The following is a 12367-nucleotide window of genomic DNA, read 5'->3' as shown; positions in this document are numbered from 1 at the left end:
CCTCGACGGCGGCCGAGTTCGGCTTGACCGTGATGACCGGGGTGCCCTTGATGACGCGGGACTTGGTGGTGAAGGACGCGGCGAACACCGACTGGGTGGCCACCGGGCCCTCGTCGCCGGCCTCCAGGTCGACGGCGTCGGTGATGATGCCGGAGCCCAGGCGCAGCGCCAGACGGGCGGCGATCTCCTTGCCCTCGGCGGAGGACGGGACCAGCACGGCGGCCAGGGAGCCACCGGCGGACACCACCTCGTGGGCGGCCTGCAGGGCGTCCACCTTGGGCACGACCAGGTAGTCGGCGTACTCGGACGCGTCGTGCGTGAGGACCTTCACCGCGCCGTGCTCGGCGAGCGTGGCGGCGGTGTCGGCGGCGCCGTTGCCCAGCGCGACGGCGACGGGCTCGCCGATGCGGCGGGCCAGGGTCAGCAGCTCGAGGGTCGGCTTGCGGACGGCACCGTCCACGTGATCGACGTAGACGAGGACTTCAGCCATGGGATTGCTCTCCTGCGTAACGAAGTTGAGGGGCGGTCAGCGGGGGCGGGCCCTTAGATGAACTTCTGGCCCGCGAGGAACTCAGCGAGCTGCTTGCCGCCCTCGCCCTCGTCCTTGACGATGGTGCCGGCCGTGCGTGCCGGACGCTCGGTCGCGGTCTCGACCTTGGTGTAGGCACCGTCCAGGCCGACCTCCTCGGCCTCGATGTCCAGGTCGGACAGGTCCCAGGACTCCACCGGCTTCTTCTTGGCCGCCATGATGCCCTTGAAGGACGGGTAGCGGGCCTCGCCGGACTGGTCGGTCACGGAGACGACCGCCGGGAGCGACGCCTCGAGCTGCTCCGAGGCGGCGTCGCCGTCGCGGCGGCCCTTGACCACGCCGTCCTCGACGGAGACCTCGGACAGCAGGGTGACCTGCGGGACACCGAGGCGCTCGGCGACCAGGGCCGGTACGACACCCATGGTGCCGTCGGTGGAGGCCATGCCGGAGACGACCAGGTCGTAGCCGGCCTTCTCGATGGCCTTGGCCAGGACCAGGGAGGTGCCGATGGCGTCGGTGCCGTGCAGGTCGTCGTCCTCGACGTGGATGGCCTTGTGGGCACCCATGGAGAGGGCCTTGCGGAGCGCGTCCTTGGCGTCCTCGGGGCCGATCGTCAGGACGGTGACCTCGGCGTCGTCCGCGTTCTCCGCGATCTGGAGGGCCTGCTCGACCGCGTACTCGTCCAGCTCGGAGAGCAGACCGTCGACATCGTCGCGGTCGACGGTCAGGTCATCGGCGAAGTGCCGGTCGCCAGTGGCGTCGGGCACGTACTTCACAGTGACAACGATCCTCAAGCTCACGCCGGCTCTCCTACTGCATCGTCATTTCGGGCTGCCTCTTGCAGGCAGCATAGGCGCCTCAAGCGGCCGATCCCGGTCGGGGCGTCCGCACGCTCCGAACGAAATATTACTCGCCAGTACACCCAGTTCCTGCCCGCTAAGCAAGCGCTTTGAACTGTGACCTTCGCAACGCAGCGTAACCGGAACTCGACGGCTCCGCAGGAGGGGCGGAACGATCCGGAACGTGATCAATCCCGCAGGCCGTTGAAGCGGCCCTGGTGGTAGAGGAGCGGGCGGCCGGCGCCCGAGGGATCGCCGAGCACCACCTCGGCGAGCACGATCCGGTGATCACCGGCAGGCACCCGCCCCACGATTCGGCAGACCAGCCAGGCGAGCACGCCGTCCAGCACCGGCACGCCCTCCGGGCCCTCCCGCCAGGCGGTGGGCGGACCGAAGCGGTCGGCGCCGCTGCGGGCGAAGGTGGCGGCCAGGTCGCCCTGGTGCTCGCCGAGTATGTGCACCCCCACGTGGTCCACCTCGGCCATCGCGGGCCAGCTGGAGGCGCCCGTGCCGATGCCGAAGGAGACCAACGGCGGCTCGGCGGAGACGGAGGTCAGGGAAGTGGCGGTGAAGCCCACCGGACCGTCGGCGCCACGCGCGGTGATCACCGCCACTCCGGCGGCGTGGCGGCGGAAGGTGGCGCGCAGGAGATCGGGGGAGGCGAGCCGGGGCGTGCCGAGGTCGGGCGTGGCCGTCATGCGGATGTCCTTCTGCGAGGAGGGTGAACGGGGTCCGTGGCTGCTCAGCAACCCGGACAGCGCGCACTCGCGGTGCGGGCGAGGTCGACGTGGACCCGCCCGTGGAGAAGGAGTTCTCTCGGCATACGGTCAGACTGACGATAGGTGGTGCGCACAGTCAAGCGGGTTCCGAGGCGCGGAGGATGCTCCACCGTTCCCTGAAACTCCCTCATACGGCCTCCCCCAGGGCGGCGATGACGTCGGCCTTGCGCGGCTGCCCGGTGGCACGCCGCACCACGCGTCCGTCGGCGTCCAGGACCAGGACGGTGGGCGTCTTGAGGATCTCCAGTGCGCGCACGAGGTCGAGGCGGGCCTCGGCGTCGATCTCGACGTGGGTCACGCCGGGGACCATCCCGGCGATCTCGCCGAGGACGCGCCGGGTCGCCCGGCAGGGCGCGCAGAAGGCGCTGGAGAACTGCACGAGCGTGGCGCGCTCCCCCAGTTCGCCGCCCAGTTCGGCCGCCCCGAGCCGCTTGCCGTCGTCGCGCCCGCGCACCCGTACCCTCCCGTTCCGCCGCTTGTGCAGCACTCCGTAGGCACTCGCCGCCGCGAGCACCGCAAGGCACACCACCAGTCCGGTCATCTTCAGCACAAGCATTCACGAGACTGCAAAGATTCCCGGCTCCGGGGGGAGTCCTGCATGCGGAATGCTGGCTTCATGGACATCGACGCGCGGGGGCCGCGGTTCGCAGCGGCCGTGACCACGGTGGTGCTGGCGGTGGCGCTCGGCACGCAGAACGCCTGGCTGCTGGGCTGGCAGACACTGGTCTTCGCGCTCGGCGCGGCCGGGGGCGTGAGCCGCTCGCCGTACGGCTGGGCCTTCCGCACGGCGGTACGGCCGCGGCTCGGGCCGCCGGAGGAATTCGAGCCGCCGCAGCCGCCGCGGTTCGCGCAGGCGGTCGGGCTGGTCTTCGCGGGGCTCGGCCTGGCCGGGTTCACCGTGGGGCCGCAGTGGCTGGGCCTGGGGGCGACCGGAGCCGCGCTCGCCGCTGCGTTCCTGAACGCCGCGTTCGGGTACTGCCTGGGCTGCGAGATGTTCCTGCTGCTGAGGCGGGCGGCGCCGGCCCGGGCGGAGTAAAGCGCCGGCACGGGCGGAGTAAAGCGCCGACACGGGCGGAGTAAAGGGGCTCCGAGGGGCAAGACGGCCATGTAGGCCGACGTGACGAGGATCTCGCCGCCGCGGGGCACCAGGACTGGCTCCCCGTCCGTTCTTCGGGCACGATCTGCGATACGTCGTAAACCTACGGCTGCGTAACTTTCCCGCCGGGAGCCCCCTTTCCCGAGCAGAGCAGAAAGGGCCCACCCCGCCCATGGCAGAGCTGGTCTACCGTCCCGTCATCGGTTTCGCCAAGACGCTGTTCAAGGTCTGGGACCTGGACATCGACTGCCGCGGGTCGGAGAACATCCCGCGCTCGGGCGGCGCGGTGCTGGTCAGCAACCACATCAGCTACCTGGACTTCGTCTTCAACGGCCTGGCCGCGCTGCCGCAGAAGCGCCTGGTGCGGTTCATGGCGAAGGAGTCGGTCTTCCGGCACAAGGTCTCCGGGCCGCTGATGCGCGGGATGAAGCACATCCCGGTGGACCGCGGGCAGGGCGAGACGGCGTACGCGCACGCCCTCGACTCGCTGCGCTCGGGTGAGATCATCGGGGTGTTCCCGGAGGCGACGATCTCGCAGTCGTTCACGCTGAAGAGCTTCAAGTCGGGCGCGGCCCGCCTGGCCCAGGAGGCGGGGGTCCCGCTGGTCCCGATGGCGGTCTGGGGCACGCAGCGGCTGTGGACGAAGGGCCACCCGCGCAACTTCAAGCGCAGCCACCTGCCCGTCACCATCCGCGTCGGCGAGGCGGTGGAAGCGCCCCGCGACCAGTACGCCGGCGCCATCACCCGCCGGCTGCGCGAGCGCGTCCAGGAGCTCCTGGAGGCCGCCCAGCGCGCCTACCCGGGCCGCCCCAGGGGTCCCGAGGACACCTGGTGGCTGCCCTCGCACCTGGGCGGCACGGCTCCGACGGCGGAGGAACTGCGCACGGCGCCGGTCCACTGACCGTTCGCGGCACACGCAGCCTCAGAGGGAGTCGGGGAGCGTCCTCCACAGGTGCGCCCGGTCCCGGGCCGAGCGCAGGGCGGCAAGGACGAGCGGGTGCGGTTCGGCGTACAAAAGCGGATGGTCCCGCTCGCCGGCGGCGGGGTCGGGGGTCCAGGCCAGTCGCTCGCCGGTCAGGGAGAAGCGGGCGTCGACGCCGAACTTGTTGCCGCGCGGATCCTGCCGGTGCCAGGCCCCGTGGAAGCGGACGGCGACCAGACCGTGCAGGACATGGCCGCCCTCGTCGCGGGTCAGACGCTGGTAGCACAGGGCGGTCGGAATGTCCTCGGCGCGCAGCAGCGCGGCCAGGGCGTGGGACTTGGCGTGGCAGATGCCGGTGCCCAGGGCCAGCACGTCGGAGGCGCGCCAGGTGACCCGCGGGTCGCCGGAGTCCTGGGAGTGCGCGACGGCGTCCCGGACGTATGCGAAGGCGGCCCGTGCATAGTCATACGAATCCGTGGCCTCGGCGGCCAGTCGCCCGGCCGTCCGTCTGACCACCGGATGATGATGGTCGATGGCCTCATCGGCGGCCAAGTAGGCGGAGAGGTCGGCGGTGTTCTGGATCAGCTCCATGCCCGCGAAGCATAGAAACGCGGCCACCCGAACGTCAATGACTTTTCGGGTGGCCGCATATCTATGCAGCACCTCGGGCTAGCGGGCCATCTCCTCCTTGAGCGCCGCCAGGAAGGTGTCGACGTCGTCCTCGGTGGTGTCGAAGGAGCACATCCAGCGCACCACGCCGGCGGCCTCGTCCCAGAAGTAGAACCGGAACCGCTTCTGCAGCCGCTCGCTCACGTCGTGCGGGAGCCTGGCGAAGACGCCGTTCGCCTGCACCGGGTAGAGGATCTCCACGCCGTGCACCGCGCGGACGCCCTCGGCGAGCCGCTGGGCCATCTCGTTGGCGTGCCGGGCGTTGCGCAGCCACAGGTCCTTGGCGAGCAGGGCCTCCAGCTGCACGGAGACGAAACGCATCTTCGACGCCAGCTGCATCGAGGTCTTCCGCAGGTGCTTCATGCGCCGCACCGCGTCCTGGTTGAGGACGACGACCGCCTCGCCGAACACCGCGCCGTTCTTCGTCCCGCCCAGCGAGAGGATGTCGACACCGACCGCGTTCGTGAACGTCCGCAGGGGCACGTCCAGGGAGGCGGCGGCGTTGGCTATCCGGGAACCGTCCAGGTGCACCTTCATGCCGCGGGCGTGGGCGTGCTCACAGATGGCCCGGATCTCCTCGGGCGTGTACAGGGTGCCCAGTTCGGTGCTCTGGGTGATCGCCACGACCTGCGGCATCGCGCGGTGCTCGTCCTCCCAGCCCCAGGCCTGCCGGTCGATCAGTTCGGGCGTCAGCTTGCCGTCGGGCGTGGGCACGGTGAGCAGCTTCAGCCCGCCCATGCGCTCGGGCGCAGCGCCCTCGTCCACGTTGATGTGGGCGCTCTCGGCGCAGATCACCGCGCCCCAGCGGTCGGTGACCGCCTGGAGCGCGAGGACGTTCGCGCCGGTGCCGTTGAAGACCGGGAAGGCCTCCGCTCCGGCACCGAAGTGGCTGCGGATGATGCCCTGGAGGTTCGCGGTGTAGTCGTCCTCGCCGTAGGCCACCTGGTGGCCGCCGTTGGCCAGGGCCAGGGCGGCCAGCACCTCGGGGTGGGCTCCGGCGTAGTTGTCACTGGCGAAACCGCGGACCTGCGGGTCGTGGTGGCGACGCGCGTCGGTCCTGGGAGGGTTCACGGCTTCTCGGTCAGCCACAGACGGTTTCCGTTCACTTCTGCGGCGGGCTTGCTCCAGACGTCCTCGATGGCCTCGGCCAGGTCCTTGACGTCCGTGAAGCCCGCGAACTTCGCGTTGGGGCGTTCGGCGCGCATCGCGTCGTGCACCAGCGCCTTGACCACCAGGATCGTAGCCGCGGACGTCGGCCCCTCGGCGCCGCCCGCCTTGCGGAAGAAGTCGGCCATGGCGAGCGTCCACGCCTCGGCGGCGGCCTTGGCCGCGGAGTAGGCCGCGTTGCCGGCGGTCGGCTTCGAGGCGCCGGCCGCGCTGATCAGGACGTACCGGCCGCGCTCGCTGCGCTGCAGTGCCTCGTGGAACGCCAGGGAGGTGTGCTGCACGGTCTTGACGAGCAGCAGCTCCAGGAAGTCCCAGTCGTCGAGGCTGGTCTTGGTGAAGGTCTCGCTGCCGCGCCAGCCGCCGACCAGGTGCACCAGGCCGTCGACCCGCCCGAAGTCCTTCTCGATGTGCGCGGCCCAGTCCCGGGTGGACTGCAGGTCCAGCAGGTCGACCGTGTCGCCGGTGACGGAGGCGCCGCCCGAGGCGTAACGGGCCGCGTCCACGGCCTCCGACAGCCGCTGCGGGTCGTTGTCCGCGCCGATGACGGTCGCCCCCGCCTCGGCCAGGCGCATCAGGGCCGCGCGGCCGGCGGGTCCGCCCGCTCCGGCCACCGCGATCACCGCACCGCTGAGAGGTCCGTTCGCGCCGTTCCGCATGTTCTTCCCCTTAGAAGCAGTGTCCTGGACGCGGTCGCTCACGCGGCGACCCGCTCGGCGCCGTCCGCCGTGATGCCCTTGGTGGAGGCGATCACATTCTTCAGCTTCTTGGACAGGGCCTCATAGAACATGCTCAGCGGAAACTCGTCCGGGAGCACGTCGTCCACGAGCTTGCGCGGGGGCTGGGTCAGGTCCAGGGCGTCGGGGCCCTTGGCCCACTTGGAACCGGGGTGCGGGGCGAGGTAGGTGGAGACCAGCTCGTAACCGGCGAACCAGTGCACCAGCTTCGGACGGTCGATGCCGTCCTTGTACAGCTTCTCGATCTCGGCGCACAGCTGGTTGGTGACCTGCGGGGCGCGCTCCCAGTCGATGGAGAGCTTGTTGTCGGTCCAGCGGACGACGTCGTGCTTGTGCAGGTAGGCGAAGAGCAGCTGGCCGCCGAGGCCGTCGTAGTTGCGGTTGCGGTCGCCGGTGACCGGGAAGCGGAACATCCGGTCGAAGAGCACCGCGTACTGCACGTCGCGGGCCTGCGGGACGCCGTCCGCCTGCAGCTTCACGGCCTCCTTGAAGGCGGTGAGGTCACAGCGCAGCTCCTCCAGGCCGTACATCCAGAACGGCTGGCGCTGCTTGATCATGAACGGGTCGAACGGCAGGTCGCCGTGGCTGTGGGTGCGGTCGTGGACCATGTCCCACAGCACGAAGGCCTCCTCGCAGCGCTTCTGGTCGTGGACCATGGCAGCGATGTCCTCGGGCAGGCGCAGGCCCAGGATGTCCACGGCGGCCTCGGTCACCCGGCGGAAGCGGGCGGCCTCGCGGTCGCAGAAGATGCCACCCCAGGAGAAACGTTCCGGCGCTTCACGGACGGCGATGGTCTCCGGGAACAGGACCGCGGAGTTGGTGTCGTAGCCCGAGGTGAAGTCCTCGAAGGTGATGCCGCAGAAGAGCGGGTTGTCGTACCGGGTGCGCTCCAGCTCGGCCAGCCAGTCCGGCCACACCATGCGCAGCACGACCGCCTCGAGGTTGCGGTCCGGGTTGCCGTTCTGCGTGTACATCGGGAAGACGACCAGGTGCTGCAGGCCGTCGGCGCGGTGGGCGGCCGGGTTGAAGGCCAGCAGGGAGTCCAGGAAGTCCGGCACCTCGAAGCCGCCCTCGGCCCAGCGGCGGAGGTCCTCCACCAGCGCCTGGTGGTAGGCGGCATCGTGCGGGAGGAGCGGGGAGAGCTGCCCGACGGCGTGCACGACACGCTCCACGGCCGCGACCGCGTCGGCCCGCTCCGGCGCGCCCTCGGCGGCGAAGTCGATCGATCCGTCCTTCGACTGCCATGGCCGGATCTGCTCCACGGCATCCTTGAGCACGGGCCAGGCCGGATGCTCCACCACCCTGGTCAGCGGAGATACCCGATCCTCCGCACCCGACTGCACAAGAATTTCCGTCATGTCCCATCCTCCACAGGAGAACCTAGCGTGCGGACACCGTAGGCATACCCGGTTTCTTTCAGCAAGAGCAGGGGCGGGAAATTCTTCTGCCAGCCCCCTTGGTCACGAATGTTTTTCCTGCCGTAAACCGTGACGGCGCTCACTTCCGTCGACGGCGGCGAGTGCCGGCGGAGCGGCGACCGGAGCGGTCAAGGCGCGCGCGGACGCGCCCACGGGAGAGTGACAGCCGGGGTGGTTACCGGCCAACGGGCGCCCGCCCCCGCTCCCGAATGCCCGGCGCCGCCACGGGTTCAACGCGCGGCCCGGCCGTTAGGCTGCGAGCCTGCTGCGTGGACGACGTCGTCCGGACGGGTCCGTCGGTCCGCGCGCCGCCGAGCCGCCGTCGACGGAAGCGAGTTGAACCTTGAACTTCCTTACCATCGGTCACCGCGGTGTCATGGGCGTCGAGCCCGAGAACACCCTCCGCTCCTTCGCCGCCGCGCAGCGGGCCGGCCTCGACCTGATCGAACTCGATCTGCACCTGAGCAAGGACGGCGCCCTGGTCGTCATGCACGACGCCGAGGTGGACCGTACGACCGACGGGTCCGGACCGATCGCCGACAAGACCCTCGCCGAGCTGCGCGCCCTGGACGCGGGCCGCGGGGAGCGGGTGCCGGTGTTCGAGGAGGTCCTGGAGGCGGTGCACGTGCCGCTGCAGGCCGAGATCAAGGACGTGGCGGCGGCGCGGGCGCTGGCCGAGGTGCTGCGCGCCCGGGACCTGACCGCGCGCGTGGAGGTGTCCTCGTTCCACGACGAGGCGGTCGCCGAGATCGCGCGCCTCGTGCCGGGCGTGCGCACGGCGCTCGTCGCGAGCCGGTACGGCACCGACGTGGTGGACCGCGCCGTCGCCGTGGGCGCGGCGACTGTGTGTCTCAACATCCGCCGGCTCACCCTGGAGATCGTCGAGCACGCGCGCGCGTCCGGGCTGCGGATCATCGGCTGGGTGGTCAACACGCAGGACCACCTGCGCCTGGTACGGGCCCTGGAGCTGGACGGGGCGACGACGGACTACCCGGAGATCAAGCGCACGGGACGCTTCACGGCCTGACCCCGCCCTCCGCTTCTTCGAGGTTGCGGCTCATGCGTTCCAGGACACGGACGGCCGTGCGGTACTCCTCCGGGGAGACACCGGCCGTCGACAGCTCGCGGAACGCGTCGACGCGCGCGGCCACGCCGGTCAGGCGCCGGCGGCCGCCGGGCGTGAGGGTGAGCAGTCCCGGTGCGGGACGGCTCGCCCAGCCGTCGGCGAGCGCGGTGTCGACGGCTCGGGCCAGCGTGGCGGTGTCGGCGTTGGCGGCGAGGGTCGACAGGACGTCGGTGTCGGCGGTTCCGGCGGTCCCGGGGGTGTCGTGGACGACGTTGAGGACCTGCCAGGTGATGCGGGTGAGCCCGAACTCCTCCAGCATGCCGTTCATGGAACGGGTGAGTGCTTTGTCGGTGCGGTTGAGCCAGTAGCCGATGGGCTTCATGCGCGCGCTCCTTCGGTGGCGGACCGGTCGGCCCGGCGTCGACGCAGCACGATGCCCCTGCACGGCATGTTCGCTGCGCGGCGCAATGACTGCGCCGCGCAGCAGACTACTACCTTTCGCTGCGCCGCGCAGTGATCCCCGCACGCCCGTGCCCGGTGCCGGCACCGGCTTGGTCAGGCGAGCTCCTTGACCAGCAGCTCGAACTCCAGGTCGTCGCGCTGCGGGATGCCGAAGCGCTCGTCGCCGTACGGGAACGGGCTCGTCCGTCCCGTACGGCGGTAACCCCGGCGCTCGTACCAGGCGATCAGGTCGTCGCGGACCGAGATCACCGTCATGTGCATCTCCGTCGCCCCCCAGCTCCGCCGGGCCTGCCGCTCCGCCTCCGCGAGGACGGCCTTGCCGAGGCCCGCGCCCTGGAGGGACGGGCTGACCGCGAACATGCCGAAGTAGGCGTGGTCACCGCGGTGCTCCAGCTGGCAGCAGGCGACGATACGGCCGTCCTGCTCGACGGTCAGCAGTCGGCTGTCGGGCGACTTGACGACCTCCAGCACGCCCTCCGGGTCGGTCCGCTGGCCCTCCAGGATGTCCGCCTCGGTGGTCCACCCGGCCCGGCTGCTGTCGCCGCGGTACGCCGACTCGACGAGGGCGACCAGGGCGTCGACGTCACCGTCGGTGGCGTCGCGGAAGGTGAGTCCGGTGGCGGGGGTGTCCATGGCGGTGGTCTCCGATCTCGGGCGTGGCTGAGCCAGGGTTGAGGGTAACCCTGCCGCTAGCCTCCGCTGCATGGTGCACGTACTCAGCAGCCGCACGCTGCTCCAGCCCACCGATCCCGAGCGGTCCCGCGCCTTCTACGGCGAGCAGTTGGGCCTGCCGGTGTACCGGGAGTTCGGTACGGGTCCCGCCCGCGGGACGGTGTACTTCCTCGGCGGCGGATTCCTGGAGGTCTCCGGCCGGACCGACACCCCGCCGTCGCCCGCCGTGCGCCTGTGGCTCCAGGTGGCGGACGTGACGGCCGCGCACGAGGAACTGCGGGCCAAGGGCGTCGAGATCCTCCGGCCTCCGCAGCAGGAGCCCTGGGGCCTGATCGAGATGTGGATCAGCGACCCGGACGGCACCCGGATCGTCCTGGTGGAGATCCCGGCCGACCATCCCCTGCGGTACCGGCCGGGCATCTGAGCGGGGGCGGGGACCGGGTGCGGGTCACCGGACGAGCTTGCGCCCGGGGGCGGGGGCCCCGGTCGGGCGTCCGACCAGGGGTGCGGTGCCCGTGGGCGAAGGGCACCGGGCCGGCATCGGCCAGGGCGCGGTGGTGGTGAGGGAGGGGGCCGGGCCGGCGCCGGTCGTGCCGTACACGGGCCGGCCGGCGGCCGGGAAGCCGCCGTAGTCCCCCGGCCCTTCGCGTGCTTGAGGACCGGCCGGTGCCCGTCAGGTACGCAGTGCCCCCATGCGGCCCTCCAGCCGGGTGAGCAACTCGGCGAGCAGGCCGGCCAGTTCGCCCTGTCCCTCGGGGGCCAGGACGGACAGCACGGCGGTCTCGTAGGCGAGCTGGTCGGGGAGGATGCCGTCGACCAGGTCACGGCCGGCGTCGGTGAGGCGCAGGTGGGCGACGCGGCGGTCGCGGGTGTCGCCGCGCCGCTCGACCAGCCCGCGCTCGGTCAGCTGCTTGACCCGCTTGGTGACGGCGGCCCCGGAGGAGAAGGTCTCCCGGGCCAGTTCCCCGGGGGTCAGCTCGTGGCCGGTGCGGCGCAGCGCACCGAGCAGGTCGAACTCGGGGCGGCTCAGGCCGGCCCGGCGCAGCGGGGCGTCCTCGGCCTGCTGGAGCAGCGCGGCGCAGCGGTTGATCCGGCCGATGATCTCCATGGGCCCGGTGTCCAGTTCGGGGTGGACGGCCCGCCACTGGCGGACGACGGCGGAGACGGTGTCACCGCGCGCGGTGTCGGTGCCGGCCCCCGGCCGGGTACCGGCGGTGTCGCTCGCGGGCGGCGTCGTTGCGCCGTTCGTCGCCGTCATGGCCGTATGTCCTCCGTCGTCCTGCCCGGGTCCTGGTCACCATCGTGCTCCCGGCCCGGGGCCTCGTCCCGGTCCCGCGGTACGAGCCCCTGACGCCGTACCGTCGCCGCGAGCGTACGGTGTCCGGACCGCTCGGTGAGCACCACCCGCTCCTCGGGCAGGGCGCGCTGCCACCACTCGCCGGCGGCGGCGTCGGCGGTGGCGCGCAGGTCGACCAGGGCGGCGGCGAGGGCGCGGCGGGCGGACTCCAGGGCCCGCGGTGCCGGTCGCGGCGCGGCGAGCAGGCGGGCGGCGTCCTCGCGGGCCCGCTCGGCGGCGGTCAGCGCCTGCTCCAGGCGGTCGCCGGCGCGCCGGTTGGTGACGGCGACGGCGGCGAGGAAACCGACCAGGGCGCCGACGAGGGTGTCCGCGATCCGGTCGGTGATCAGCTCGGCGGGGTTCTGGGCGCGGGCGAACTCGGTGATGAGCAGCGCCATCGGGGTGACGCAGACGGTGCCGAGCCAGTAGTTGCGGCCGATGAGCGCCTCGGCGCCGAAGTTGAGGGCGAGGCAGGACAGCACCAGGGCGGCGGGGTGCAGATGGGCGAGCGGGGCGAGCGCGGCGAAGACGAGGACGCCGACGAGGTTGCCGACCACCCGCTGGACGCTCCGGTTCCAGGTGAGGCTGACGTTGGCCTGATAGAGGGAGGCCGCGGTGACCAGCGCCCAGTACGGGCGGCCGACGCCCAGTGCCAGGGCGGCGTACCCGGCGAGGGCG

At 71.6% G+C, this 12367-nt stretch carries 16 protein-coding genes; 4 read left to right on the top strand and 12 right to left on the bottom strand.

Going from position 1 to position 12367, the window contains the following annotated elements; translation table 11 throughout:
• The 4 genes from IE312_RS38405 to IE312_RS01400 all read right to left on the bottom strand — a co-directional run.
• Nucleotides 1-490: electron transfer flavoprotein subunit alpha/FixB family protein (locus IE312_RS38405; protein WP_368859984.1), on the bottom strand; the 490-nt coding region annotated here is incomplete at its 3' end.
• A gap of 53 nt (nucleotides 491-543) precedes the next feature.
• Nucleotides 544-1329, bottom strand: coding sequence for an electron transfer flavoprotein subunit beta/FixA family protein (locus IE312_RS01410; protein ID WP_189977489.1), 786 nt, complete (start codon nucleotides 1327-1329; stop codon nucleotides 544-546).
• Between the two features lie 227 nt (nucleotides 1330-1556).
• Nucleotides 1557-2066 carry a flavin reductase family protein gene (locus IE312_RS01405; protein WP_189977487.1) on the bottom strand — a complete coding sequence of 170 codons (510 nt, stop codon included), beginning with the start codon at nucleotides 2064-2066 and terminating at the stop codon, nucleotides 1557-1559.
• Between the two features lie 208 nt (nucleotides 2067-2274).
• Nucleotides 2275-2688, bottom strand: a complete 414-nt coding sequence (locus IE312_RS01400) for a TlpA family protein disulfide reductase (RefSeq protein ID WP_189978209.1) — start codon at nucleotides 2686-2688, stop codon at nucleotides 2275-2277.
• A 75-nt stretch (nucleotides 2689-2763) separates the two neighbouring features.
• Here IE312_RS01400 and IE312_RS01395 point away from each other — a divergent pair, with 75 nt between their 5' ends.
• Nucleotides 2764-3183, top strand: coding sequence for a DUF4395 domain-containing protein (locus IE312_RS01395; protein WP_189977485.1), 420 nt, complete (start codon nucleotides 2764-2766; stop codon nucleotides 3181-3183).
• A 232-nt stretch (nucleotides 3184-3415) separates the two neighbouring features.
• Entirely contained in the window at nucleotides 3416-4144 is a 729-nt protein-coding gene (locus IE312_RS01390; RefSeq protein ID WP_189977483.1) for a lysophospholipid acyltransferase family protein, read from the top strand.
• Nucleotides 4145-4165: 21 nt separating this feature from the next.
• On the opposite strand, the gene IE312_RS01385 is transcribed toward IE312_RS01390, so the two are convergent.
• From IE312_RS01385 to IE312_RS01370, 4 genes are all read right to left on the bottom strand, one after another.
• Nucleotides 4166-4756, bottom strand: coding sequence for a transglutaminase-like domain-containing protein (locus IE312_RS01385; RefSeq protein ID WP_189977481.1), 591 nt, complete (start codon nucleotides 4754-4756; stop codon nucleotides 4166-4168).
• A 78-nt stretch (nucleotides 4757-4834) separates the two neighbouring features.
• On the bottom strand, nucleotides 4835-5905 hold the full coding sequence (locus IE312_RS01380) for a threonine aldolase family protein (protein WP_189977479.1): 1071 nt from the start codon (nucleotides 5903-5905) through the stop codon (nucleotides 4835-4837).
• Nucleotides 5902-6657 carry an SDR family NAD(P)-dependent oxidoreductase gene (locus tag IE312_RS01375; protein ID WP_189977477.1) on the bottom strand — a complete coding sequence of 252 codons (756 nt, stop codon included), beginning with the start codon at nucleotides 6655-6657 and terminating at the stop codon, nucleotides 5902-5904. The genes IE312_RS01380 and IE312_RS01375 overlap by 4 nt, the downstream gene beginning before the upstream one ends.
• Before the next feature lie 38 nt (nucleotides 6658-6695).
• A complete protein-coding gene (locus IE312_RS01370) occupies nucleotides 6696-8093 on the bottom strand; it encodes a DUF6421 family protein (RefSeq protein WP_189977475.1) in 1398 nt (465 codons plus the stop codon).
• 403 nt (nucleotides 8094-8496) lie between these two features.
• Here IE312_RS01370 and IE312_RS01365 point away from each other — a divergent pair, with 403 nt between their 5' ends.
• Nucleotides 8497-9180 (top strand): glycerophosphodiester phosphodiesterase, encoded by a 684-nt coding sequence (locus IE312_RS01365; RefSeq protein WP_189977473.1) that lies wholly within the window; start codon nucleotides 8497-8499, stop codon nucleotides 9178-9180.
• Here IE312_RS01365 and IE312_RS01360 read toward each other — a convergent pair.
• Entirely contained in the window at nucleotides 9170-9601 is a 432-nt protein-coding gene (locus tag IE312_RS01360; RefSeq protein WP_189977471.1) for a MarR family winged helix-turn-helix transcriptional regulator, read from the bottom strand. The two genes, IE312_RS01365 and IE312_RS01360, sit on opposite strands and share 11 nt — an antisense overlap.
• Before the next feature lie 173 nt (nucleotides 9602-9774).
• The gene (locus IE312_RS01355; protein WP_189977469.1) at nucleotides 9775-10314 is read right to left on the bottom strand and encodes a GNAT family N-acetyltransferase; all 540 of its coding nucleotides are present in this window, start codon (nucleotides 10312-10314) and stop codon (nucleotides 9775-9777) included.
• A gap of 70 nt (nucleotides 10315-10384) precedes the next feature.
• On the opposite strand from IE312_RS01355, the gene IE312_RS01350 reads away from it, so the two are divergent.
• Nucleotides 10385-10777, top strand: coding sequence for a VOC family protein (locus IE312_RS01350; protein ID WP_189977467.1), 393 nt, complete (start codon nucleotides 10385-10387; stop codon nucleotides 10775-10777).
• A 249-nt stretch (nucleotides 10778-11026) separates the two neighbouring features.
• Here IE312_RS01350 and IE312_RS01345 read toward each other — a convergent pair whose 3' ends face one another.
• Complete coding sequence (locus IE312_RS01345) at nucleotides 11027-11611, bottom strand: MarR family winged helix-turn-helix transcriptional regulator (protein WP_189977465.1); 585 nt, start codon at nucleotides 11609-11611, stop codon at nucleotides 11027-11029.
• Nucleotides 11608-12367, bottom strand: a 760-nt coding sequence (locus IE312_RS38400; protein ID WP_229898836.1) for an FUSC family protein, incomplete at its 5' end; no start/stop codon positions are given. The genes IE312_RS38400 and IE312_RS01345, both read right to left, overlap by 4 nt.

This window comes from Streptomyces capoamus, assembly GCF_014654935.1.
Classification (GTDB): Bacteria; Actinomycetota; Actinomycetes; order Streptomycetales; family Streptomycetaceae; genus Streptomyces; species Streptomyces capoamus.
The sequence above is the reverse complement of the archived record's forward strand: the minus strand, read 5'-3'. Positions and strand labels throughout refer to the sequence as shown.

Coding starts and splice junctions, on each gene's coding strand:
- IE312_RS01405 (WP_189977487.1), bottom strand. CDS start 2,066: ATGACGGCCACGCCCGACCTCGGCACGCCCCGGCTCGCCTCCCCCGAT.
- IE312_RS01400 (WP_189978209.1), bottom strand. CDS start 2,688: ATGACCGGACTGGTGGTGTGCCTTGCGGTGCTCGCGGCGGCGAGTGCC.
- IE312_RS01395 (WP_189977485.1), top strand. CDS start 2,764: ATGGACATCGACGCGCGGGGGCCGCGGTTCGCAGCGGCCGTGACCACG.
- IE312_RS01390 (WP_189977483.1), top strand. CDS start 3,416: ATGGCAGAGCTGGTCTACCGTCCCGTCATCGGTTTCGCCAAGACGCTG.
- IE312_RS01385 (WP_189977481.1), bottom strand. CDS start 4,756: ATGGAGCTGATCCAGAACACCGCCGACCTCTCCGCCTACTTGGCCGCC.
- IE312_RS01375 (WP_189977477.1), bottom strand. CDS start 6,657: ATGCGGAACGGCGCGAACGGACCTCTCAGCGGTGCGGTGATCGCGGTG.
- IE312_RS01370 (WP_189977475.1), bottom strand. CDS start 8,093: ATGACGGAAATTCTTGTGCAGTCGGGTGCGGAGGATCGGGTATCTCCG.
- IE312_RS01360 (WP_189977471.1), bottom strand. CDS start 9,601: ATGAAGCCCATCGGCTACTGGCTCAACCGCACCGACAAAGCACTCACC.
- IE312_RS01355 (WP_189977469.1), bottom strand. CDS start 10,314: ATGGACACCCCCGCCACCGGACTCACCTTCCGCGACGCCACCGACGGT.
- IE312_RS01350 (WP_189977467.1), top strand. CDS start 10,385: ATGGTGCACGTACTCAGCAGCCGCACGCTGCTCCAGCCCACCGATCCC.
- IE312_RS01345 (WP_189977465.1), bottom strand. CDS start 11,611: ATGACGGCGACGAACGGCGCAACGACGCCGCCCGCGAGCGACACCGCC.